Source organism: Modestobacter caceresii, from assembly GCF_000761485.1.
In the GTDB taxonomy this organism is placed as follows: domain Bacteria; phylum Actinomycetota; class Actinomycetes; order Mycobacteriales; family Geodermatophilaceae; genus Modestobacter; species Modestobacter caceresii.
In genome coordinates this window covers 62909-87093 of the sequence record NZ_JPMX01000119.1, presented here as the reverse complement: position 1 = coordinate 87093, position 24185 = coordinate 62909, and the positions used below count along the sequence as shown (strand labels likewise).

The 24185-nt window shown below is 72.4% G+C and carries 17 protein-coding genes and 1 tRNA gene; 9 read left to right on the top strand and 9 right to left on the bottom strand.

Annotation, left to right across the window (positions count from 1 at the left end):
• Positions 1-76 precede the first annotated feature (76 nt).
• On the top strand, positions 77-643 hold the full coding sequence (locus IN07_RS22370; RefSeq protein WP_052091643.1) for a 2'-5' RNA ligase family protein: 567 nt from the start codon (positions 77-79) through the stop codon (positions 641-643).
• A 23-nt stretch (positions 644-666) separates the two neighbouring features.
• Here the strand turns inward: IN07_RS22370 and polA are convergent, their stop codons facing one another.
• Complete coding sequence (gene polA / locus IN07_RS22365; protein ID WP_036340827.1) at positions 667-3417, bottom strand: DNA polymerase I; 2751 nt, start codon at positions 3415-3417, stop codon at positions 667-669.
• A gap of 83 nt (positions 3418-3500) precedes the next feature.
• On the opposite strand from polA, the gene IN07_RS22360 reads away from it, so the two are divergent.
• The 6 genes from IN07_RS22360 (at position 3501) to IN07_RS22335 (ending at position 8906) form a co-directional block, all read left to right on the top strand.
• Positions 3501-3908: a PaaI family thioesterase gene (locus tag IN07_RS22360; RefSeq protein ID WP_036340824.1), complete on the top strand. Its 408-nt coding sequence runs from the start codon at positions 3501-3503 to the stop codon at positions 3906-3908.
• A gap of 196 nt (positions 3909-4104) precedes the next feature.
• A complete protein-coding gene (locus IN07_RS22355) occupies positions 4105-5466 on the top strand; it encodes a branched-chain amino acid ABC transporter permease (protein ID WP_231558536.1) in 1362 nt (453 codons plus the stop codon).
• Between the two features lie 3 nt (positions 5467-5469).
• Positions 5470-6468, top strand: coding sequence for a branched-chain amino acid ABC transporter permease (locus IN07_RS22350; protein WP_036340821.1), 999 nt, complete (start codon positions 5470-5472; stop codon positions 6466-6468).
• On the top strand, positions 6458-7492 hold the full coding sequence (locus IN07_RS22345; protein ID WP_036340818.1) for an ABC transporter ATP-binding protein: 1035 nt from the start codon (positions 6458-6460) through the stop codon (positions 7490-7492). Before IN07_RS22350 ends, IN07_RS22345 begins: the two co-directional genes overlap by 11 nt.
• Positions 7489-8376 carry an ABC transporter ATP-binding protein gene (locus tag IN07_RS22340; RefSeq protein WP_197058607.1) on the top strand — a complete coding sequence of 296 codons (888 nt, stop codon included), beginning with the start codon at positions 7489-7491 and terminating at the stop codon, positions 8374-8376. Before IN07_RS22345 ends, IN07_RS22340 begins: the two co-directional genes overlap by 4 nt.
• A gap of 113 nt (positions 8377-8489) precedes the next feature.
• Complete coding sequence (locus IN07_RS22335) at positions 8490-8906, top strand: DUF1772 domain-containing protein (protein ID WP_036340816.1); 417 nt, start codon at positions 8490-8492, stop codon at positions 8904-8906.
• 116 nt (positions 8907-9022) lie between these two features.
• On the opposite strand, the gene IN07_RS22330 is transcribed toward IN07_RS22335, so the two are convergent.
• Complete coding sequence (locus IN07_RS22330; RefSeq protein WP_036340814.1) at positions 9023-10351, bottom strand: ABC transporter substrate-binding protein; 1329 nt, start codon at positions 10349-10351, stop codon at positions 9023-9025.
• A 225-nt stretch (positions 10352-10576) separates the two neighbouring features.
• Positions 10577-11197 carry an ANTAR domain-containing response regulator gene (locus IN07_RS22325; protein ID WP_036340812.1) on the bottom strand — a complete coding sequence of 207 codons (621 nt, stop codon included), beginning with the start codon at positions 11195-11197 and terminating at the stop codon, positions 10577-10579.
• 68 nt (positions 11198-11265) lie between these two features.
• On the opposite strand from IN07_RS22325, the gene IN07_RS22320 reads away from it, so the two are divergent.
• Positions 11266-11339 (top strand) — tRNA-Leu (locus IN07_RS22320).
• A 74-nt stretch (positions 11340-11413) separates the two neighbouring features.
• A complete protein-coding gene (locus IN07_RS22315; protein WP_231558535.1) occupies positions 11414-13258 on the top strand; it encodes a pyridoxal-dependent decarboxylase in 1845 nt (614 codons plus the stop codon).
• Between the two features lie 16 nt (positions 13259-13274).
• On the opposite strand, the gene IN07_RS22310 is transcribed toward IN07_RS22315, so the two are convergent.
• From IN07_RS22310 to trpA, 6 genes are all read right to left on the bottom strand, one after another.
• On the bottom strand, positions 13275-14162 hold the full coding sequence (locus IN07_RS22310; protein WP_036340810.1) for an acyl-CoA thioesterase: 888 nt from the start codon (positions 14160-14162) through the stop codon (positions 13275-13277).
• A complete protein-coding gene (gene pyk, locus IN07_RS22305) occupies positions 14159-15574 on the bottom strand; it encodes a pyruvate kinase (RefSeq protein ID WP_036340808.1) in 1416 nt (471 codons plus the stop codon). Before pyk ends, IN07_RS22310 begins: the two co-directional genes overlap by 4 nt.
• Before the next feature lie 108 nt (positions 15575-15682).
• Positions 15683-17167, bottom strand: coding sequence for a glutamate synthase subunit beta (locus IN07_RS22300; RefSeq protein WP_036340805.1), 1485 nt, complete (start codon positions 17165-17167; stop codon positions 15683-15685).
• Positions 17160-21836 carry a glutamate synthase large subunit gene (gene gltB / locus IN07_RS22295; RefSeq protein WP_269429984.1) on the bottom strand — a complete coding sequence of 1559 codons (4677 nt, stop codon included), beginning with the start codon at positions 21834-21836 and terminating at the stop codon, positions 17160-17162. Before gltB ends, IN07_RS22300 begins: the two co-directional genes overlap by 8 nt.
• Positions 21837-22239: 403 nt before the next feature.
• On the bottom strand, positions 22240-23322 hold the full coding sequence (gene lgt, locus IN07_RS22290) for a prolipoprotein diacylglyceryl transferase (RefSeq protein WP_081975623.1): 1083 nt from the start codon (positions 23320-23322) through the stop codon (positions 22240-22242).
• Positions 23319-24119: a tryptophan synthase subunit alpha gene (gene trpA / locus IN07_RS22285; RefSeq protein WP_036340803.1), complete on the bottom strand. Its 801-nt coding sequence runs from the start codon at positions 24117-24119 to the stop codon at positions 23319-23321. The genes lgt and trpA overlap by 4 nt, the downstream gene beginning before the upstream one ends.
• Between the last annotated feature and the right edge of the window lie 66 nt (positions 24120-24185).

The window sequence follows — 24185 nt, the reverse complement described above, 5'->3', positions numbered from 1 at the left end:
GGCGTCCGGCCCTGCCAGGCTGTCCGGCGACGCCGGGTCCGCCCGGGACACCGGACCGGGACGAGGGAGCCGCGCGGTGGACCAGACAGCACAGACCGTCCTGGGCGATGCGACCGAGAGCGCTGTGGTGGTGCTGGTCCCGGACGCCGACCCGCTGGTCGACGCACACCGCCAGCAGTTCGACGTCTCCGCGTCGTGGGGGGTCCCGGCCCACCTGGCGGTCATCTACCCCTTCGTCACACCACGCCAGGTGGACGACGCCCTGCTGGCCGGTCTGGCCGAGCTCCTCGCGGCAGAGCCCGCCTTCGACTGCACGTTCACCGGGACCGCGTGGTTCGGCGAGGAGATGCTCTACCTGGTCCCCGACCCCGAGGAGCCGTTCCGCCGGATGACCCGGCGGGTGGCCGAGGCCTACCCCGACCACCCGCCGTTCCGGGGCGCGCACGGCGAGCCGGTGCCGCACCTGAGCGTCGGGCAACGTCGCCAGGGCGACCTGGCCGGCCTCGAGCAGGCCCAGAAGGTGCTGTGCGAGGCGATGCCGCTGCGGACCCGCATCGACACCGCCGCGTTCTACGCCGGCACCCGGGAGCCGGGCTCCTGGCACCAGGTCGCCACGTTCCCCCTGGGCCGCCCCACCAGCTGAGCGCCCCCGCGGCCAGTCCTCCGTCAGTGGGCGGCGGCGTCCCAGCTGGTGCCGAAGCCGACGGAGACCTCCAGCGGCACCGACAGCTGCGCCGCACCGGCCATCTCGCGGCGCACCAGGGCCTCGAGGGTCTCGCGCTCCCCCGGTGCCACCTCGAGCACGAGCTCGTCGTGGACCTGCAGCAGCATCCGTGAGCTCAGCCCCTCGGCTGCGATGGCGCGCTCCACGTTCAGCATCGCCACCTTGATGACGTCGGCGGCCGACCCCTGGATCGGGGCATTGAGCGCCATCCGCTCGGCCATCTCCCGGCGCTGCCGGTTGTCGCTGGTCAGGTCCGGCAGGTAGCGGCGGCGGCCCAGCGTCGTCTCGGTGTAGCCGGTCTGCCGGGCGTCGTCCACCACCCCGTCCAGGTAGTCGCGGATGCCGCCGAAGCGCTCGAAGTAGGCGTGCATCTGCCCGCGCGCCTCCTCCGGGGTGATCCGCAGCTGCTGGGACAGCCCGTAGGCGCTCAACCCGTAGGCCAGGCCGTAGCTCATCGCCTTGATCCGCCGGCGCATCTCCGGGTCGACCTGCTCGATCGGGATGTCGAACGCCCGCGACGCGACGAAGGAGTGCAGGTCCTCCCCGGAGGTGAACGCCTCGATCAGGCCGGCGTCCTCGGACAGGTGGGCCATGATCCGCATCTCGATCTGGCTGTAGTCGGCGGTCATCAGCGACTCGTAGCCGGCCCCGACGACGAAGGCCTGCCGGATCCGGCGCCCCTCGGCGCTGCGGATCGGGATGTTCTGCAGGTTCGGGTCGGTCGAGGAGAGCCGGCCGGTCGCCGCGATCGTCTGCTGGTAGGTGGTGTGCACCCGGTCCACCTCGTCGACCATCGGGATCAGCCCGTCGATGACGGTGCGCAGCCGGGTGACGTCCCGGTGTCGCAGCAGGTGCTCGAGGAACGGGTGACCGGTGGAGGCCAGCAGCGAGGTCAGGGCCTCGGCGTCGGTGGTGTAGCCGGTCTTGTTCTTCTTCGTCTTGGGCAGGCCGAGCTCGTCGAAGAGGACCGCCTGCAGCTGCTTGGGCGAGCCGAGGTTGATCTCCTTGCCGATGACCGCGTACGCCTCGTCCGCCGCATCGGTCACCGCGGCGGCGAACTCGCGCTGCAGTTCGCGCAGGGAGTCCAGGTCCGCGGCGATGCCCCGGTGCTCCATGGCCGCGAGCACCCGGGTCAGCGGCAGCTCGATGTCCCCGAGCAGCTGGTCGCCGCCCTTCTGCCCGAGCACCTGCTCCAGGGCGTCGGACAGGTCGTTGACCGCCACTGCCTTGAGGACGTCGGCATGCGCGGCGGCCGCGGCGACGTCCTCCTCCGAGGGCCCGAGCCCGTCGAGGGTCAACTGGCCCTCCGGCTCCGCGGCGTCCTTGAGCTCGCGACGCAGATAGCGCACCGCCAGGTCGCCGAGGTCGAACGACCGCTGCCCCGGGTTGACCAGGTAGGCCGCGAGCGCGGTGTCGCTGACCATGCCCTGCAGGTCCCAGCCACGGCTCCAGATGGCCAGCAGCGGGCCCTTGACCTCGTGCACGACCTTGGGGGTCGCCGGATCGGCCAGCCAGCCGGCCAGTGCCTGCTCGTCGGCGGTGTCGAGGTCGGGACCCAGGTCGACGAAGGTGGCGTGGTCGTCGGCGGCGGCCAGCGCGATCCCGGTGAGCTCGCCGACACCGCGGCCCCAGGTGCCCCGGAAGACGACCCCGGTGTGCCCGGTGCGCGCGTGCGCGGTGAGCCACCCGGCCAGCTCACCCGGGGCCAGCCGGTCGGCGGTCACCTCGAAGCCGCCGTCGACCTCCGGCTCCGGGGTGGCGAGAGTGGCGAAGAGCCGGTCACGCAGCACCCGGAACTGCAGGTTGTCGAAGAGGGTGTGCACCTCGTTGCGGTCCCAGGGCTGGACGGCCAGGTCCTGCGGCCCGATCTCCAGCGGGACGGCGCGGTCCAGCTCGGTGAGCCGGCGGTTCTGCAGCACCGAGGAGAGGTGCTCCCGCAGCTTCTCCCCGACCTTGCCCTTCACCGTGTCGACCTGGTCGACCAGGGCATCGAGCGACCCGTACTCCCGCACCCACTTGGCGGCGGTCTTCTCCCCCACGCTCGGGATGTTGGGCAGGTTGTCGCTCGGGTCGCCGCGCAGTGCGGCGAAGTCGGGGTACTGGGTGGGGGTGAGGCCGTACTTGGCCTCCACCTCCTCCGGCGTGAACCGGGTCAGGTCCGACACGCCCTTGCGCGGGTAGAGCACCGTCACGTGCTCGTTGACCAGCTGCAGCGCGTCCCGGTCGCCGGTGCAGATCAGCACGTCCATGCCCTGCTCGACCGCCTGCACGGTGAGGGTGGCGATGACGTCGTCGGCCTCGTAGTTCTCCGCGGTGATCACCGGCACGTGCAGCGCACCGAGGACCTCCTGCACCAGGCTCACCTGGCCGCGGAAGTCGGTCGGGCTCTCGGCGCGGTTGGCCTTGTACTCGGCGTAGATCTCACTGCGGAAGGTCTTCCGGCTGACGTCGAAGGCCACCGCGAGGTGGCTGGGCTGCTCGTCGCGCAGCACGTTGATCAGCATCGACGTGAAGCCGTAGACGGCGTTCGTCGGCTGCCCGGTGGTGGTCGAGAAGTTCTCCACCGGGAGGGCGAAGAAGGCCCGGTAGGCCAGCGAGTGGCCGTCGAGCAGCAGCAGCCGCGGACGGACCCCGGGGGCCGGGTCGGAGGCGGACGCTGTGCTGCTGGCTGGGGTGCTCACCGGTGCGGACATCGACCACGAGCTTAAGGGCGGCCACCGACGGTCCGGACCGGCGCACGAGCCGACCAGGCACCGCCGGTGGCTACGGTGCGCGGATGACCACCGCGCGTCCGGACTGGCTGCCGTCCGACACCCAGGGGCCCCTGGACGACAAGCTCGGGATCCAGATCACCGACTACACCCCCGACCGGCTGGTGGCGACCATGCCGGTCGCCGGCAACGAACAGCCCTTCGGCCTGCTGCACGGTGGAGCCACCTGCGCCCTGGCCGAGAGCATCGGGTCCTGGGCGGCGATGCTGCACGCCGGGCCCGGCGGCACCGTGGTCGGCATCGAGCTGAACGCCAGCTACCTGCGGGCGGCCACCTCCGGCCTGGTCACCGCGGTCTGCACGCCGGTCCGGCGTGGCCGCACGCTGGCGACCTTCCTGATCTCGGTGAGCGACGAGGCCGGCCGGCCGACGGCCAGCGCACGGCTCACCTGCCTGATCCGCCCGGCCCGCTGAACCCGGTCCGGGCCGGCACCGCAGCCCCGCTCCCCGGGGACCCCGGACCGCGGGCCCGGCCGACACGTCGCTCCCGGACTACCGGCGAGTAGCACATCGGCGTGTCGCAGAAGGGTCACAGTGTGTCCCAGCAGGTCGATCCCCGTAACAGGGGTGGGTTACTGTCCCGCCTCACATCCAACGGCTGGGAGGTCGAGTGACGCACGCGCCCCACCGTGCCGCGAGGCACGGGGAACGCAGCTCCACCCGGGAGGACCGGTCAGCACCCCGGCGGAGCGCACGCCGGTGGCGCAGCACCCGCCGTCCGCTGGTCCTGGTCCTGCTCGTCGCCGCCTTCGGGATGGCCTTCGCCACCCTGGTCCCCGGCGTCGCCTCCGCCGTCGGTGAGCAGGTGCGCGGCACCCTGCAGACCAGCCTGAGCGGCCCGATCGAGGGCATCTCTGTCGAGGTGGCCACACCGGACGGCGACGTCGTGGACACCGTCCAGACCGACGAGGACGGCCGGTGGGAGGTCGACCTGCCGGGCGCCGGCCAGTACGTCGTGACCGTCGACCCCGACGACCTGCCGGAGGGGGTCGAGCTCAACGGCGAGCCCAGCCGCACCGTCACCGTCGACGCGGGGCGAGCGCAGCCGGTGAACATCGGCCTGAACGACGGCAGTCGCAACGACGGCGGCGGCACCATCCGGGCCGTCCAGCTGTTCGTCGACGGCCTGCGGTTCGGGCTCCTGATCGCCATGGCAGCGGTCGGCCTGTCGCTGATCTACGGCACCACCGGGCTGACCAACTTCGCCCACGGCGAGCTGGTCACCATCGGCGCCATCGCGGCCTGGTACATCAACGTGCAGGGCGGGGTGCCGCTGATCCCCGCCGCGTTGCTGGCGATGGTGGTCGGCGGGGTCGTCGGCGCCCTCAACGAGCTGGCCATCTGGCGGCCCCTGCGACGACGCGGCACCGGGCTCATCGCGGCGCTGGTCGTCTCGATCGGCCTGTCCCTGGCGCTGCGCTACAGCTACCAGATCTTCTACGGCGGGTTCTCCAACCCCTACGCCGACTACCAGGGCCAGCGGGCGAAGAGCTACGGCCCGTTCACCCTGCAGGACCGGGACGTCGCCTCGATCGTCATCGCGGTCGTCGTGCTGGTGCTGGTGGCGCTCATGCTGCAGCGCACCAAGATCGGCAAGGCGATGCGGGCGGTGTCGGACAACCGGGACCTGGCGGCGTCCTCCGGGATCGACGTCAACCGGGTCGTCCTGTTCGTGTGGGTGCTCGGCGGTGCGCTCGCCGCGCTCGGCGGGGTGCTCCTCGGCCTCTCCGACCAGGTCCAGTGGGACATGGGCTTCCGACTGCTGCTGCTGATGTTCGCCGGGGTCACCCTCGGCGGGCTCGGGACCGCCTACGGCGCCCTGCTCGGCAGCCTCATCGTCGGTGTCTTCGTGCAGATGTCCACCCTCGTCATCCCGAATGACATGAAGTACGTCGGAGGGCTGCTCCTCTTGATCGTCATCCTCGTCGTCCGTCCCCAGGGCATCCTGGGCAGCCGCGCCAGGATCGGCTGACCGATGGCCGACCTCCTCAACGCGTTCGCGATCGCGGGCAAGGCGTTCTTCGGGTTCCAGGCGATCTTCTTCGCCCTGCTCGCCATCGGCATCAACGTGCACTTCGGGTACACGGGGCTGCTCAACTTCGGCCAGATCGCCTTCGCCATGCTCGGCGGTTTCGGCATCGCCATCTCGGTGAGCCAGTGGGGCCTGCCCTTCTGGGTCGGCGTCCTCGTCGGGGTGCTCGCCGCCGTCGTGCTCGCCCTGCTGCTGGGCCTGCCCACGCTGCGGTTGCGTGCCGACTACCTGGCGATCGTCACCATCGCCACGGCCGAGGGGCTGAGACTGGTCTTCCGATCGGTCTCCGCCACCCCGGTCACCGGTGGCACCCGGGGCCTGTCGGCCTTCAACCGCGACTTCATCGCGCTGGCCCCGTGGGACACCGGCCGCCGGTACAACTTGATCGGCACCACCTGGAGCGGCGGCGAGCTCTGGGTCGTCACCGTCGGGTGGATCCTGGTGGCGCTGTGCTCGCTGCTGGTCTGGGCGCTCATGCGCTCACCGTGGGGCCGGGTGGTGAAGGCCATCCGGGAGGACGAGGACGCCGTCCGCTCGCTGGGCAAGAACGTCTACGCCTACAAGATGCAGGCGCTCGTCCTCGGCGGGATCTTCGGCGCCTTCGGTGGCATGGTCTACGCCGTCGGCACCGGTTCGGCCATCCCCGACCAGTACCAGAACGCCAACACGTTCCTGGCCTACGCGGCGCTGATCCTCGGTGGTGCCGCACGCGTGCTCGGACCCGTCATCGGGTCCATGCTGCTGCTGTTCATCCTGCAGTTCGCCGACACCGGGCTGCGCTCCCTGATCGCCAACGGGGTCATCCCCGCCGAGCTGCTCTCCTCCACCGACGTCGCGCAGCTGCGCTACGTGCTGGTCGGGATCGGCCTCATGCTGTTGCTGGTGTTCCGGCCCCAGGGCATCTTCGGTGACCGACGAGAGGTGATGCTCGATGCCCGCTGACCCCGCTCCCCACGGCGCGCACGCCGCACGGTCCGACGGGGCCCCCGGCACGGGTCCGGCCGCCGGCGCGACCCGCGCCGCACCCCAGCGGTTGGCCCAGGCAGCCCTCCGGGACGTCCCCTGGGAGGTCGGCGTCGCCAAGCCCGACCCGGCGATCGTCGTCGACCACGTCACCCGCACGTTCGGCGGCCTGACCGCGGTGTCGGTCGACCACCTGGAGGTCCAGCGCGGCGGGATCACCGGGCTCATCGGGCCCAACGGCGCCGGCAAGACGACGCTGTTCAACCTGCTCACCGGGTTCGACCAGCCCAACACCGGCACCTGGTCGTTCAACGGCCGCGACCTGGGCAAGCTCAGCCCGCACCAGGTCGCCCGGCTCGGCGTCGTCCGCACGTTCCAGCTGACCAAGGCGCTGTCCCGGCTCACCGTGCTGCAGAACATGCTGCTCGGCGCCCAGGGGCAGAGCGGGGAGAGCTTCCTGCGCGCCCTCGTCCCCGGGACCTGGAAGGCGCAGGAGAAGGCCAACACCGAGCGCGCGATGGACCTGCTCCGGCGGTTCAAGCTCGACGCCAAGAAGGACGACTTCGCCGGCAGCCTGTCCGGCGGTCAGCGCAAGCTGCTGGAGATGGCCCGCGCGCTGATGAGCGAGCCGCAGGTGGTGATGCTCGACGAGCCGATGGCCGGGGTGAACCCGGCCCTGACCCAGAGTCTGCTGGGCCACGTCAAGGACCTCCGCGAGGAGGGCATGACGGTCATCTTCGTCGAGCACGACATGGACGTCGTCCGGGACATCAGCGACTGGGTGGTCGTCATGGCCGCCGGCAAGGTCATCGCCGAGGGCGCACCGGACTCCATCAGCCAGAACAAGGCCGTCGTCGACGCCTACCTCGGCGCGCACCACGACGCCCCCCTGACCGAGGAGGAGGAGGACCGCTTCCTCGCCGAGGACCAGGCGGCCGAACGCGCCCGGCGCGAGGACGTCATCAGCTCCGAGCAGGGCCGCAAGAGGAGGGCACGACGATGACAGGCGTGGACACACCTGGTCCGCCGGAGGACCGCAGGTTCTCGGTGCCGGAGTCCGAGCAGGACCGGCCGGTCGCCGACGACCCGTGCCCGGACACCGCGGTGGCCATGTCCCCCGCGGAGAAGGCGGCCACCCGGGAGGAGCACCAGCGCCTCGCCGAGGGCGCGCTGGTGCGCGCCGACAACCTGGTGGCCGGCTACGTCCCCGGGGTCAACATCCTCAACGGCTGCGACTTCTACCTCTCCGACGGCGAGCTGGTCGGCATCATCGGCCCCAACGGCGCCGGCAAGTCCACGCTGCTCAAGGCGCTGTTCGGGCTGATCCCGGTCCGGTCCGGCGCGGTGACGCTGCGCGGGGAGGACATCACCTCCGCCCCGGCCCACCGGCTGGTCTCCCTCGGCGTCGGCTACGTCCCGCAGAACAACAACGTGTTCCCCTCGCTCACCATCGAGGAGAACATGCAGATGGGCGTCTACCTGCGACCCAAGACGTTCAAGGAGCGCTTCGACTACGTCGCCGAGCTGTTCCCGCTCCTCGGTGACCGTCGGAAGGGGAAGGCCGGCGCCCTCTCCGGTGGCGAACGGCAGATGGTGGCGATGGGCCGCGCGCTCATGATGGACCCCTCCGTGCTGCTGCTGGACGAGCCGTCCGCGGGCCTCTCCCCGGTCCTGCAGGACGAGGTGTTCATCCGCTGCCGGCGGATCAACGCCACCGGGGTGTCGATCATCATGGTCGAGCAGAACGCCCGCCGCTGCCTGCAGATCTGCCACCGCGGCTACGTGCTCGACCAGGGCCGCAACGCCTACACCGACACCGGCAAGTCGCTGATGAACGACCCGAAGGTCATCGAGCTCTACCTGGGGACCCTCGCCAAGGCCCAGTGACGCCACGACGACGGTGACACCACGGCGACGGTGACACCACGACGACGGCCGGTCTCCCCTGGGAGGCCGGCCGTCGTCGTCCCCGGCGCAGCCGGTCCGGGCAGACTCACCGGGTGCTCCTCGTCGCCCACCTGATCGCGGTCAGCGCGTACGCCGGCTTCCAGTGGACCGTCCGGGTGCTGGTCTACCCGCAGTTCGACCGGGTGCCCGCGGCTGACTTCCCGGGCTACGAGCGCGCGCACCAGCGCCGGGTCAGCAGGGTGGTCGGCCCCCTCTTCGCCGCAGAGGTGGTGACCAGCGGCTGGCTGGTCGTCGACCGCCCGGACGGCACGCCCCTGGGCCTGGCCCTCGCCGCGGCTGCGCTCGTCGCCCTCGTCCTGCTGGTGACCGCCGTCGGGGCCGTCCCGCTGCACCGCCGCCAGGACGCCGGCTGGGACGCCGCCGTGCACCGTCGGCTCCTCCGCGTGGACTCCCTGCGCGTGGGCCTGGCGACGGCAGCTGTCGGCGTGGCTGCCCTCCTCGTCGGCTGAGGCGCGCTGCCCGCCCGCACACAGCACTGCGGCCCGGCACCTCGAGGGTGCCGGGCCGCAGCCTGGAACGGTGGAGCCGATCAGCGCTGCACGATCACAGCGCCGCGTGCCTCAGCTCAGCGCTGGGGCCCGATGCCCTGGGCGTTGAGGCCCTGGATGATCCGCGAGGACTCCTCGAACCCGATGACGACGACGGCGTCGGGGTTGAAGTCGACCATCTGCTGGACCTCGGAGTCGAAGTTCGCCGCCTGCGGGTCGTAGGTGACGTACTCGATGCTGTCCTCGGACAGACCGCCGGCGATCAGGTTGTCGCGGGTGTTCTCGGCGAGACCGGTGCCGTACGGGTCGTTGATCGCCAGGATGCCGACGGTGTTGTTGCCGTCCTCGGCGATCAGGTCGGCCAGCGCGCGGGCCTGCAGCGTGTCCGGGGGCGCGGTGCGGAAGTACAGCCCGTTGTCGTCGTACTCGGTGAACTGGTCGGAGGTGTTCGCCGGCGAGATCTGCAGGACACCGGCACCGGTGATGGTGTCGATGACCGTGAGGCTCACCCCGGACGAAGCGGCACCGACGATGGCGTCGACGTTGGACTGCAGCAGCCGGTCGACGGTCTGCGTCGCGGTGTCGGTCGAGGCGTCACCGGAGTCACCCTCGACGAGCTGCACCGGCTGGCCGAGCACGCCACCGGCCTCGTTGACCTCGTTGATCGCCAGCTGGGCGCCGGCGACCTCGGGCGGGCCGAGGAAGGCCAGGTTCCCGGTCAGCGGCAGCAGCGTGCCGATCACCAGCGGGTCACCCGTGGCGCCCGCCGGCGCGTAGGCCGGGCCCTCGTCGGTGGCGGCGTTGGCCTCGTCGCCGGCGATGACGAAGTCGGTCGCCGCGTCGTCGAGGGCGTTGTCCTCGCCGAACTGCAGGATCCCGAAGCTGGCCTGGGCCGGCTCCCCTGCCTCGGCGAAGCTCAGCGGGCCGCTGACGCCGTCGTAGTCGACGTTGCCGCCGGCGTTGATGATCTCCACGCAGGCGGAGAAGCTGTCGCAGGCCTCGCCACCGAAGGTGAGCCCGTTGAGGTAGGGCGCGAACACCGTGGCGTCGCTGCTGCCGGCGGCCTGGGCCGCGAGCGCGGTCAGGATGACGGCGTCATAGGTCTCACCGGCGTAGTTGTAGTCCTGCAGGTCCGGGTCGACCGCCAGCAGCCGGTCCGTGAAGTCGCCGGACAGCTCGGTCAGCGGCGTCGTGCCGCGCATCCCGGCGAGCGCACCCTCGTCGGAGAAGTCCTCACCGAGGGCGTTGCCCATGTTGCCGTCGGTGCCGTAGACGTTGACCTGCTTCTCGCCGCTCGCGCCGTCATCGGTGGTGCCGCCGCCCTCGTCGCTGCCGCCACAGGCGGTCAGCGCGAGCAGGGCAGCACCGGAGAGGGCGGTCGCGCGGGCAAACGTGCCTGTGCGCATCAAGGAACTCCCAGTGAGGTGTGTTCTCCACGCTCCCCGACAGGCCTCATCGCCTGTCGGGGAGCCGATCAGTGCGGAGAACCTAACTGCCGGTCGGACGCGCCGGACCACCCTTGACTGCACCGTGATGAGGTCGTGACCTGCACGTTGCGCAACCGCCACGCGCTCGGTGGGCGCGACACACCGCCGCAACGCGCCGGGGACGGGGTGCCCCGGCGCCGCCGGTCAGGAGCCGGCGGGAGAGGTCGGGCTGCTGTCCCCGGTCGGCTGGGAGTCGGCCTCCAGGATCACCTGGGCCAAGGCCTTCATCGAGGTGCGCTCGTTCATCGCCGTCCGCTGGATCCAGCGGAACGCCTCGGCCTCGGTCATGCCCCGCTCGGACATGAGCCGCCCCTTCGCCTGCTCGACGACCTTGCGGGCCTCCAGCCGCTCCTTGAGGTCACTCACCTCGGCGTCCAGCGCGTGCATCTCCTGGAAGCGGCCCACCGCCACCTCGATCGCGGGCACCAGGTCGTTCTTGGAGAACGGCTTGACCAGGTAGGCCATCGCACCGGCGTCGCGGGCGCGCTCGACGAGCTCCCGTTGGCTGAACGCGGTCAGCACGATCACCGGCGCGATGCGCGCAGCAGCGATCTGCTCGGCCGCGGCCAGGCCGTCGAGGACGGGCATCTGGACGTCGAGGACGACGAGGTCGGGGCGCAGCAGCTGCGCCTGCTCGACGGCAGCCTGGCCGTCGCCGACTTCAGCGACGACGACGTAGCCCTCCTCTTCCAGCATCTCCTTGAGGTCGAGGCGGATGAGGGCCTCGTCCTCAGCGATGAGGACCCGGGTCGGTGCGTTGGTCACCCGGTGATCCTATCGGCCGCAGCGGGCCACACCTCGCCCGATACGCTGCTGGTCACCCGGTTGTGCTGGCCCCCGTACCCCAATCGGCAGAGGGAGCGGATTCAAAACCCGCGCAGTGTGCGTTCGAGTCGCACCGGGGGCACCGAGAGGCCAGCAGCGACGTGCGCCTGACGACCCACCGCCGCAACGGGCGTCACCGGCCAATACGGTGGCCCCGTGACCTGCCACATGACCCCCGAGGAGTTCCGCCAGCACGGCCACGAGGTCGTCGACTGGATCGCCGACTACTGGGCGGGCATCGCCGCGCACCCGGTCCGGTCGCGGGTCTCCCCCGGCGACGTCCGGGCCATGCTGCCGGCGAGCGCGCCCGAGCAGGGCGAGCCGGTCTCCGCCGTGCTGGCCGACCTGGAACGCGTCGTGCTGCCCGGGGTGACGCACTGGCAGCACCCCGGCTTCTTCGGCTACTTCCCGGCCAACACCTCCGGTCCCTCCGTGCTCGGCGACCTGCTCTCCGCCGGCCTCGGCGTGCAGGGCATGTCCTGGGTGACCAGCCCGGCCGCGACCGAGCTCGAGCAGCACGTCATGGACTGGTTCGCCGACCTGCTCGGCCTGCCGGGTTCCTTCCGGTCCACCGGCACCGGTGGCGGCGTGGTGCAGGACTCCAGCTCCGGCGCCAACCTGGTCGCGCTGCTGGCGGCGCTGCACCGGACCAGCAAGGGCGCGACGCTGCGCCAGGGGGTCCGCCCGGAGGAGTACACCGTCTACGTCTCCGCGGAGACGCACAGCTCGATGGAGAAGGCCGCCCGGATCGCCGGGCTCGGCACCGACTCCATCCGGGTGGTCGAGGTCGACGCCGAGCTGGCGATGAGCCCCCGGGCGCTCGAGCAGCGGCTGGAGCGGGACGTGGCCCGCGGGTTCGTCCCGGTGCTGGTCTGCGCGACGGTCGGGACGACGTCGACCACCGCGATCGACCCGCTGGCCGCGCTGGGCCCGATCTGCCAGCGCTTCGGGGTGTGGCTGCACGTGGACGCCGCCTACGCCGGGGTCAGCGCCGTCGTGCCGGAGCTGCGTGCGCTGCAGGCCGGCGTCGAGTGGGCCGACAGCTACACGACCGACGCGCACAAGTGGCTGCTGACCGGGTTCGACGCGACGCTGTTCTGGGTCGCCGACCGGGCCGCGCTCACCGGCGCCCTGTCGATCCTCCCCGAGTACCTGCGCAACGCCGCCACCGACACCGGTGCGGTGGTCGACTACCGGGACTGGCAGATCGAGCTGGGCCGTCGCTTCCGGGCGATGAAGCTGTGGTTCGTGGTCCGCTGGTACGGCGCCGAGGGGCTGCGGGCACACATCCGCGACCACGTCGCGCTGGCCCAGGAGCTGGCCGGCTGGGCTCGGGCCGACGACCGGTTCGACGTCGTCGCCCCGCATCCGTTGTCGCTGGTCTGCCTGCAGCCGCGCTGGGCGCGCGGCGTGGACGCCGACGTCGCCACCATGACCCTGCTGGACCGGCTGAACGACGGCGGTGAGGTCTTCCTGACTCACACCACCGTGGCCGGCCGGGCGGTGCTGCGGGTGGCGATCGGCGCCCCGGCGACCACCCGGGAGCACGTCGAGCGGTTGTGGACGCTGCTGCGGGAGGGCCACGACTGGCTGGCCAACGACTTCGCCGAACAGCAGGCCGAGCAGCGGGCACGTGAGGTCGCCGAGCGCCAGGCCGCAGCCGAGCACGCCGCCGCCGAGGCGGCCGCGGCGGAGCAGGCAGCAGCCGGGCAGGCGGACGCAGCGGCCGCAGCAGCCCCGGAGACCGAGCCGAGCACCGAGCCGGCGGCAGAGGCCACGTCCGGCACCCCGGACACCGGCACTCCGGACACCGAGACCCCGACCGCGGAGACCCCGACCGCCGAGGCCCCCGACGTCGAGACGCCGATCGCGGGGACCCCGGACGCCGGGACCCTCACCGTGGAGACCCCCGCCGCAGGCGACGAGACGGCCACCCAGGCGGGCGCACAGGCCGACCTGGACGTCACGGCCCCGGCGGACCCGGAGCACCCGGCCCGCTGACCCGGCGGCCGTCGCCTCAGCCCAGGGAGCGGATGAGCCCCTCCTGGGCGACGGTGGCCACGTGCGTGCCGTCGGCGGCCCAGATCTGCCCGAAGCACAGCGCGCGGCCACTCGCCGCCGCCGGGCTGTCGGTCTCGTAGAGGAACCACTCATCGGCGCGCACCGGCCGGTGGAACCAGACGGCGTGGTCGAGGCTGGCCCCCACGATCGACCCGCCCCAGCCGCCACCGGTGCGGGCCAGCCCGGCCGAGAGCAGGGTCAGGTCGCTGACGAAGGTCAGCGCGGCCGCGTGCACGGCGTCGTCGTCGGGGAGCCGGCCGGCCACCCGGAACCAGACCCGGAACGCGGTGTCCGGTGGCAGCCGCGGCTGCGGGTCGAACGGGTCGGCGAGGTACCGCTGCTCCACCGCCCGTCCGATCGCCGCGGACGCCGCCCCCTGCCCGGGGTGCGCCGCGGTGACCTCGGCGAGCCCCGGCAGCCCGTCCGGACCGGGCACCTCGGGCATCGGCAGGGAGTGCTCGACCACGGCCCGCTCCCCGGCGGTGAAGTCCGCGGTCAGCGCGAAGATCGCGACGTCCTCGCCCTTGCGCATCTGCCGGGCCACCACCCGCCGGGTGCTGAACGAGCGACCCTCGCGGATGCGGTCGACCTCGTAGCGGATCTCCTCGTGCGGGTCACCGGGGCGGAGGAAGTACGAGTGCAGCGAGTGCACCACCCGCCCCGGCCCCACCGTGGCGTTCGCGGCGGTCAGGGCCTGAGCGGCGACCTGACCGCCGAAGATCCGCTGCAACGGCGTGCTGGGGGTCTGGCCGACGTAGACGTCCGGACCCCGTTCCTCCAGGTCCAGGACGACCATCAGCTCCGCAGCCGGGGTCTCCCCCGGCTGCGCGACGCCGGCCGTCACGCCTCGGTCCCCACCTCGTGCACCCGCACCAGGTTCGTGGAGCCGGCGGTGTTCGGCGGGCTGCCGGCCACGATGACGACCTTGTCGCCCTCCTTGAGCCGGCCGATGGACAGCAGCGAGAAGTCGACCTGCCCGACCATGTCGTCGGTGTGGGTGACCTCGGGCACGAGGAAGGTCTCCACGCCCCAGGACAGCGCCAGCCGGCTGCGGACCGCCGGGTCGGTGGTGAAGGCGAGGATCGGCAGCCGGGTGTGCAGCGCCGCCAGGAGCTGCGCGGTCTTGCCGGTCAGCGTGAAGGCGGCCAGCGCGGCGACGTCGAGCGCCTCACCGATGTCCTTGGCGGCCCGCACGATCGCCCCGGAGCGCTGCCGCGGCGGGACGAGGAGCTCGGGCACCCGCACGGCGTCGGACTCGACCGCGTCGATGATCCGCTCCATCGTCTTGACCGCGACGACGGGGAACTTCCCCACCGAGGTCTCCCCCGAAAGCATCACCGCGTCCGCACCGTCCAGGACGGCGTTGGCGACGTCGGAGGCCTCGGCCCGGGTGGGCCGGGAGGCGCTGATCATCGACTCGAGCATCTGGGTGGCGACGATGACCGGCTTGTTCCGCTCACGGGCCACCTGCACCGCGCGCTTCTGCACCAGCGGCACCTGCTCCAGCGGCAGCTCCACGCCCAGGTCGCCGCGGGCCACCATGACGCCGTCGAAGGCCTCGACGATCGCCTCGAGGTTCTCGACCGCCTCCGGCTTCTCCAGCTTGGCGATCACCGGCACCTCGACGTCCTCCTGGCGCATGATCTCGCGCACCAGCTCGACGTCCTTGGCGTGCCGCACGAAGGACAGTGCGATGAAGTCGACGCCGAGGGAGAGCGCGAAGCGCAGGTCCTCGGAGTCCTTCTCCGACAGCGCCGGGACGCTGACGGCGACGCCGGGCAGGGACAGGCCCTTGTTGTTGGAGACCTGACCGCCCTCGAGCACCAGGCACCACACGTCGGGGCCGTCGACCTCGACCACGGTCAGGGCGAGCTTGCCGTCGTCGACCAGGAGCCGGTCACCGACCCGCACGTCGTTGGCGAGGTCCTTGTAGGTGGTGGAGACCCGCTCGGCGGTGCCCTCGACGTCCTCGACGGTCACGCAGACCCGGCTGCCGGTCGCCCAGGTGACCGGGCCGTCGGCGAAGGTGCCGAGGCGGATCTTGGGGCCCTGCAGGTCGGCCAGGATGGCCACGGCGCGACCGACCTTGTCGGAGGCCTCGCGCACGAGCCGGTAGGCCGTCTCGTGGTCGGCGTGCTTCCCGTGGCTGAAGTTGAGGCGGGCGACGTCCATGCCGGCCTCGACGAGGGCAGTGATCTGGTCCAGGGAACCGGTCGCCGGGCCCAGCGTGCAGACGATCTTCGCGCGACGAGACATGAGGCAAAACTAGTCGCCCCTCGGGCGGACACAGCGGACCGGGTCCGTCGTGTCCCCCCGAGGGGCAGCAGTCGTCAGGGACGTCTCATGACGCCGACGACCAGCGGTTCAGCGCAGTGGGACGGCGTCCGGGGTGACCGGTCGGGGCAGCATCGAGTTCCCGGTCAGCCAGGTGTCGACGGCGGCGGCCGCGGCGCGCCCCTCGGCGATGGCCCAGACGATCAGCGACTGACCGCGGCCCATGTCCCCGGCCACGAACACCCCGGGGACGCTGGACATGTACTCGTCGTCCCGGGCGACCCGGCCCCGCTCGTCGACGCCACAGCCCAGCTCCTCGACCAGGCCGGTGGTCTCCGGGCCCGTGTAGCCCAGCGCCAGCAGCACCAGGTCGGCCGGCAGCTCCTGGGTGCTGCCGGGCTTGGGCCGGCGCTGGCCGTCGACGACCTCGATCTCCACGACCTCGATCGCCCGGACCCGACCCTGCTCGCCACCGAGGAACGCCTCGGTGTTGACGGCGAACAGGCGCTCGCCGCCCTCCTCGTGCGCCGGGGAGACGCGCAGGATCATCTCGTAGGTCGGCCAGGGGTTGTCCTCGGGCCGGGTGCCCGACGGCGCCGGCTTGTAGTCCAGCTGGGCCACCGAGGCCGCGCCCTGACGGTGCGCGGTGCCCAGGCAGTCCGCGCCGGTGTCGCCGCCGCCGATGATGACCACGTTCTTGCCCTTGGCCGACAGCGGCGGGTCCTCGAGCTCGCCGAGCGCCTGGCGGTTGCCGTGCGGCAGGTACTCCATGGCGAAGTGCACGCCGTCGAGCTCCCGGCCCGGCAGCGGCAGGTCACGCGCCACCGGGGTGCCGATCGCCAGCACGACGGCGTCGTGCTCGGCGCGCAGCTGCTCGGTCGTCAGGCTGCCCGCACTGCCGCCGACGGTGACGTCGGTGACGAACCGGGTGCCCTCGGCGCGCATCTGGTCCAGCCGCCGGTCCAGGTGGCGCTTCTCCATCTTGAACTCGGGGATGCCGTAGCGGATCAGCCCGCCGATCCGGTCGTCCCGCTCGTAGACGGTCACCTGGTGCCCGGCGCGGGTGAGCTGCTGGGCGGCGGCCAGCCCGGCCGGCCCGGACCCGATGACGGCGACCTTCTTGCCGGTGAGCTCCGCCGGCGGCTGCGGGGTGACCCAGCCGTTGACGAACGCCTGGTCGATGATCTCCCACTCGATCTGCTTGATCGTGACCGGCGCGTTCTCCAGGTTGAGCACGCAGGCCGACTCGCACGGCGCGGGGCACAGCTTCCCGGTGAACTCGGGGAAGTTGTTCGTCGCGTGCAGCCGCTCGATCGCCTCCTGCCAGTCGTCCCGGCGGGCGAGGTCGTTCCACTCCGGGATCAGGTTGCCCAGCGGGCAGCCGTGGTGGCAGAAGGGGATGCCGCAGTCCATGCAGCGCGCCGCCTGCTCACGGACCGCCCGCACCGGGAAGACGGCGTCCTCACCCGTGTCCCGGGTCAGGTACACCTCCTTCCAGTCCAGCAGTCGCAGGTCGACCGGCCGCCGCGGCGGCAGCTCACGGTCGAACCTCAGGAACCCGGTGCTGTCAACCACGAGCTGCCTCCATCACGGCTCGGTCCACGTCGTAGCCGGCGGCCTCGGCGGCCCGTCGGGCCTCCATGGCACGCCGGTAGTCACGCGGCATGATCACGCTGAAACGCCCCGACCAACGGCCCCAGTCGGCCAGCAGGCTGGTCGCGACGGCCGAGTCGGTGGCCTCGCGGTAGCGCTCGAGGACGTCGCGGAGCCAGGCAGAGCCCTGCCCGTCCAGCGCCTCGACGTCCACCATCTCGGTGTTGACCCGGTGCCGGGCCAGGTCGAGCACGTACCCGATCCCGCCGGACATGCCCGCGGCGATGTTGCGCCCGGTCGGCCCGAGGATGACCGCGGTGCCGCCGGTCATGTACTCCAGCGCGTGGTCACCGACGCCCTCGACGACGGCCAGCGCCCCGGAGTTGCGGACGCAGAACCGCTCCCCCACCCGGCCGCGGAGGAAGACCTCACCGGCCGTCGCGCCGTAGCCGATCACGTTGCCGGCGATGACGTTGTCCTCGGCCGGGAAGCTCGCCTCCGGCGCCGGGCGGACGACGATCCGCCCGCCGGACAGGCCCTTGCCGACGTAGTCGTTGGCGTCGCCGACCAGGGTCATGGTGATCCCGCGCGGCAGGAACGCCCCGAACGACTGACCCGCCGACCCGGTGAAGGTCAGGTCGATCGTGCCGTCGGGCAGGCCCTCGCCGCCGAACCGCCGGGTGACCATCGAGCCCAGCATGGTGCCGACGGTGCGGTTGACGTTGCGCACCGGCAGCTCGAGGTGCACCGGGCGGGCATCGAGCAGCGCGCCCTCGCACAGCTGGATCAGCGTCTGGTCCAGCGCGACGTCCAGCCCGTGGTCCTGGTCGCGGACCTTGCGCCGCGGCGTGCCCTCGGGCAGGTCGGGCACGGCCAGGATCGGCCGCAGGTCCAGCCCGGAGGCCTTCCAGTGGTCGATCGCCGGCGCCACGTCGAGCAGCTCGGCGTGGCCCACGGCCTCGTCGATCGAGCGGAAGCCCAGCTCGGCCAGGTACCCGCGCACCTGCTCGGCCAGGAACTCGAAGTAGGTCACCACGAACTCGGGCTTGCCGGTGAACCGCTTGCGCAGCTCCGGGTTCTGGGTGGCGATGCCGACCGGGCAGGTGTCGAGGTGACAGACCCGCATCATCACGCAGCCCTCGACCACCAGCGGCGCGGTGGCGAAGCCGAACTCCTCGGCCCCGAGTAGCGCCGCGACGATGACGTCCCGGCCGGTCTTCATCTGCCCGTCGACCTGCACCACGATCCGGTCGCGCAGCCCGTTGGCCAGCAGCGTCTGCTGGGTCTCGGCCAGCCCGATCTCCCAGGGGATGCCGGCGTGCTTGAGCGAGGTCAGCGGTGCGGCACCGGTGCCGCCGTCGAAGCCGGAGACCAGGACGACGTCGGCCTTGGCCTTGCTGACCCCGGCCGCGACCGTGCCGATCCCGGACTCCGCGACCAGCTTGACGTGCACCCGCGCCTCGTTGTTCGCGTTCTTGAGGTCGTGGATGAGCTGCTTGAGGTCCTCGATCGAGTAGATGTCGTGGTGCGGCGGCGGGCTGATCAGGCCGACGCCGGGCGTGGAGTGCCGGGTACGGGCCACCCACGGGTAGACCTTGCTGCCCGGCAGCTGTCCGCCCTCGCCGGGCTTGGCACCCTGGGCCATCTTGATCTGGATGTCGTCGGCGTTGACCAGGTACTCGCTGGTGACGCCGAACCGCCCGCTGGCCACCTGCTTGATCGAGGAGCGGCGCAGGTCGCCGTTGGGGTCGGCGGTGAAGCGGTCGGGGTCCTCGCCACCCTCACCGGTGTTGGACCGGCCCCCCAGCCGGTTCATCGCGATCGCCAGGGTCTCGTGCGCCTCGGCGGAGATGGAGCCGTAGCTCATCGCGCCGGTCTGGAACCGCTTGACGATCTCGCTGACCGGCTCCACCTCCTCCAGCGGGACGGCGGGCCGGTCACCGGTCTTGAGGGTGAACAGGCCGCGCAGCGTCGCCGCCTCGGCGGACAGCCCGTCGACGGTGTCGGTGTAGCGCTGGAAGACGTCGTACTGCCGCGACCGGGTGGCGTGCTGGAGCAGGAACACCGTCTCGGGGTTGAACAGGTGCACCTCGCCCTCGCGGCGCCACTGGTACTCCCCGCCGGTCTCCAGCCGCCGGTGCGCCGTCTCGGTCGGGTTGCTCGGGTAGGCGCGGCGGTGCCGCATCACGACCTCTTCGGCGAGCACGTCGAGCCCGACGCCGTCCAGCGTGGCCGACGTCCCGGTGAAGTACTCGTCGACGACGGCCTTGGACAGGCCGACCGTCTCGAAGATCTGCGCCATCGTGTACGAGCCGACGGTGCTGATGCCCATCTTGCTCATCACCTTCAGCACGCCCTTGCCCATGGCCTTGACCACGTTGCGGACGGCCTGGGCGGGCTGGACGCCGGTGAGCGTGCCGGTGCGGATCAGGTCCTCGACGCTCTCGAACGCCAGGTAGGGGTTCACCGCGGCCGCGCCGTAGCCCAGCAGCAGCGCGACGTGGTGCACCTCGCGGCAGTCGCCGGACTCGACGATCAGGCCGACCTGCATGCGGGTGCGCTCGCGCACCAGGTGGTGGTGGACGGCGGCGGTCATCAGCAGCGACGGGATCGGGGCGCGCTTCTCGTCGCAGTCGCGGTCGGACAGCACGATGACCCGGGCGCCGGCGGCGATCGCCTTGCTGACCTTGGTGCGCAGGTCCTGGACCGCCTGGGCCAGCGCCTCGCCCCCGCCGGCGACGTCGAAGTGGCCGGTGATCCGGACGGCGGCGAAACCGGGCAGGTCACCGTCGTCGTCGATGTGCAGGATCTTGGCCAGCTCGTCGTTGTCGATGACCGGGTAGGGCAGGAAGAGCTGCCGGCAGGAGGCCGGGGTGGCGTCGAGCAGGTTCTGCTCGGGGCCGAAGGTCCGCCCCAGGCTGGTGACCAGCTCCTCGCGGATGGCGTCCAGCGGCGGGTTGGTGACCTGGGCGAAGAGCTGGGTGAAGTAGTCGTAGAGCTGGCGCGAGCGGTCCGACAGCGACGCGATCGGGGTGTCGGTGCCCATCGAGCCGATCGGCTCGGCGCCGCTGGCGGCCATCGGCTGCACCAGGATGCGCAGCTCCTCCTCGGTGTAGCCGAAGAGCTGCTGCCGACGGACGACGGACTCGTGGCTGGGCCGGGAACGACGCCGCTCGGGCAGCTGCGGGAGGTGCACCTGCCCCGCGTGCAGCCAGTCGTCGTAGGGCTCGGCGGTGGCCAGGGCGCCCTTGACCTCCTCGTCGGAGACGATCCGCCCGGCGGCGGTGTCGACGAGGAACATCCGGCCCGGCTGCAGCCGGCCCTTGGCCACCACGTCGCCGGCCGGGATGTCGAGCACGCCGGCCTCGCTGGCCAGCACGACCAGGTCGTCCTTGGTGCGCCACCAGCGGCCCGGGCGCAGGCCGTTGCGGTCGAGGACCGCGCCGATCAGGCTGCCGTCGGTGAACGCGACACAGGCGGGCCCGTCCCAGGGCTCCATGATCGAGGAGTGGAACCGGTAGAAGGCGCGGCGGGCCGCGTCCATCTCGTCGTGGTTCTCCCACGCCTCCGGGATCATCATCAGCACCGCGTGCGGCAGTGACCGGCCGGACAGGTGCAGCAGCTCGAGCACCTCGTCGAAGGTCGCCGAGTCGCTGAAGTCGCTGGCGGTGACCGGGAAGATCCGCTCCAGGCCGAGCTCGCTGGCCGGGCCGGCCGGACCGTCGAACAGCCCGGTCTCCAGCTTGGCCTCGCGGGCCCGCATCCGGTTCCGGTTGCCCTTGATGGTGTTGATCTCGCCGTTGTGGGCGATGAACCGGAAGGGGTGGGCCAGCGGCCAGCTGGGGAAGGTGTTGGTGGAAAACCGGCTGTGCACCAGCGCGATCGCCGACTCGTACCGCTCGTCGGTCAGGTCGGGGAAGAACGCCGGCAGCTGGTCGGTGGTCAGCATGCCCTTGTAGGTGATCGTGCGGGAGGACAGCGAGGCGATGTAGCAGCTGGTGCCGGCGTCCCGGGCGGCGCGCTCGACCCGCTTGCGGAGCACGAAGGCGCGCCGCTCGAGCCGGGTGACCCCGTGCGGGGCCGCAGTACCACCGAAGGCGCGTGCGTCGGCCCGGGCACCGATGGTCTCGGCGACGAAGAGCTGGGCGAAGTGCGGCATGACCCGCCGGGCGGTGGGCCCGAGGTCGGCGGCGTCCGGGTCGACCGGCAGCACCCGCCAGCCCAGGACGGTCAGGCCCTCCTCGGCGGCGAGCCCGGCGACGGCGTCGACGACGGAGGCCCGCTCGGTCTCGTCGGCGGGCAGGAAGGCGATCCCGACGGCGTACTCGCCCAGCGGCGGCAGGTCGAAGTCGACGCTCTCCCGCAGCAGTCCGTCGGGGACCTGGGTCAGGATCCCGGCTCCGTCACCGGAGTTCGGCTCCGACCCCGCGGCGCCCCGGTGGTCGAGGTTGTGCAGCGCGGTGAGCCCGGCCGCGACGATCTTCCGGGAGCGGCGGCCACGGGCGTCGGCGACGAAGGCGACGCCACAGGCGTCGTGCTCGTTGGCCGGGTCGTAGAGGCCGGAGGCGGCCGGGAGCGCGGAGAAGGGCACGGCCGGAGGGGCTGCGGCCGGGGACGGCGATCCCGCGGAGGGGGCGGCGAGGTCAGACATGTCACTCCCGTCGTCGGCTGGCCGCGGCGCCGGCTCCACCGCCCGGGGGTCCGGGTCGGCGGGTGGCGCTGGTGCGGGGGGTCGCAGACCCCGCCGGGTGGTCAGAGCGGGTGGGGTGGTGCGCGGAGGACCCCGGGGGGTCCGACGAGTGGGGCAGCGGAGGCCGGCGGACACGGTACGTCGAGCCGGCCTCAGGGACCCGCGCACCCGCGGGGGCGGGTGGCCGCGGGATGGTCGTGCGCGGGGCAGCACTGGCCCGGTCCGACGTCGCCGGCCGGCCCAGGATCACTGGTCGGCCGGGGTCGAGCGTACACAGCAGGGACACCTGCGGGACATGTCGACCAGGTGTCGGGAAGATCTCCTCCAGCTGCGGGGAAGGCGACCGTCGCGGGAGCCTGCCGGGTCAGCCGGCGCGGGGCGAGCCGCCCTCGTCGGTCCGGGGTCCGGCCCGGCCGTCGCCGGCCTCGTCGGTGACGGTCTCTCCCCCGAGCGGCTGACCCCCGGCCGCGGCCTCCGCGGCGCCCGCGGCCGTGGCGCCGGTGGTCGTGGCGCCGTTGGTCGTGGCGCCGGTGGTCGAGGCGGGAGACGAGACCGCAGCGGGGACGCCGTCGCCGGCCTCCTCCGCGCCGCGGGTGATGACCTCCCGCGGCCGGCCACGGTTGACGACCATGTACGCGACGGCCAGCAGGCCGACGATGATCGAGGTGAAGACGTTGAGCCGCAGCCCGAGGAACTGCTCAGCCGTGTCGATGCGGAGCATCTCGATCCACACCCGGCCGGCGCAGTAGGCGGCGACGTACAGCGCGAAGGCCCGCCCGTGGGAGAGCCGGAAGCGGCGGTCGGCCCAGATCACCAGCGCTGCGACGCCGAGGTTCCACAGCAGCTCGTACAGGAACGTGGGGTGGAAGGTGCCCAGCACCTGCGGTGCGCCGTCAGGACCGGTGAGCGCCTGACCGGCGGAGGCGTTCCAGCGGTAGATCGTCAGCGCCCACGGGAGGTCGGTGGCGCTGCCGTAGAGCTCGTTGTTGAACCAGTTGCCCAGGCGCCCCACCGCCTGCGCGAGCACGATGCCGGGGGCGATGGCGTCGGCCCAGGCAGGCAGCGGGATCCCCCGCCGCCGGCAGCCGATCCACGCGCCGACCCCGCCGAGCGCGATCGCGCCCCAGATGCCGAGGCCGCCCTCCCAGATCGCGAAGGCCCGGATCGGGTCGCCACCCTCCCCGAAGTAGGGCTGCGGGGTGGTGATCACGTGGTAGATGCGACCGCCGACGATGCCGAAGGGCACCGCCCACACGGCGATGTCCAGCACGTCGCCGGGGGCGCCACCGCGCGCCACCCAGCGGCGCTCACCCAGCCAGCAGGCCAGCACGATGCCGGCGATGATGCACAGCGCGTAGGCGCGCAGCGGGAACGGCCCGATCTCCCACACCCCCTGGGTGGGGCTGGGGATCGCGGCGAGGACGGAGGCGTCCGCCAGCAGCGTCATGCCTGCACCTTCGCACGCCGGACGCCCTCGGCGAGCTCGGCGGACAGTGAACGCACGCCGTCGGCGCCGTGCCCGTCGAGCAGCCGCCGCACGTAGGCCGACCCGACGATCACCCCGTCGGCGAACCCGGCGACCTCGGCCGCCTGGTCGCCGGTGGAGACCCCCAGGCCGACGCACACCGGCGGCCCGCCGGCGGCGGCACGGGTGCGGGCGACCAGTCGTTCCGCGGCGTCCCCGACGGTGGCCCGGCTGCCGGTGACGCCCATCGTGGAGGCGGCGTAGACGAAGCCGCGGCAGGCGGCGACGGTGGCGGCGAGCCGGGCGTCGGTGGACGACGGCGCGACCAGGAAGACCCGGTCCAGGCCGACCCGGTCGCTGGCGGCCAGCCACGCGCCGGCCTCGTCGGGGATGAGGTCGGGGGTGATCGCGCCCGCGCCACCGGCCGCGGCCAGGTCGTCGGCGAACCGGTCGACCCCGTAGCGCTCGATCGGGTTCCAGTAGCTCATCACCACCGGCACGGCACCGGCGGCGGCGACCGCGGTCACGGCACGCAGCACGTCGGCCATGCCGACCCCGGCCCGGACGGCGACGTCGACGGCCTCCTGGATCACCGGCCCGTCCATCCCCGGGTCGGAGTAGGGCACGCCGATCTCCACGATGTCCGCCCCACCCTCGACCGCTGCGACCATCGCCGCGATCGAGGTGTCGACGTCGGGGTACCCGACCGGCAGGTAGGCGATCAACGCCGCCCGCCCGTCGGACCGCGCCGCGGAGATGCGCTCCTGCAGTGCGCTCACGAGTCCTCCTCGCCGGCGCTCGTCGGCCGCGTTCGCGGAGCTGCTGCGCTCATCGGTTCGCTCGCA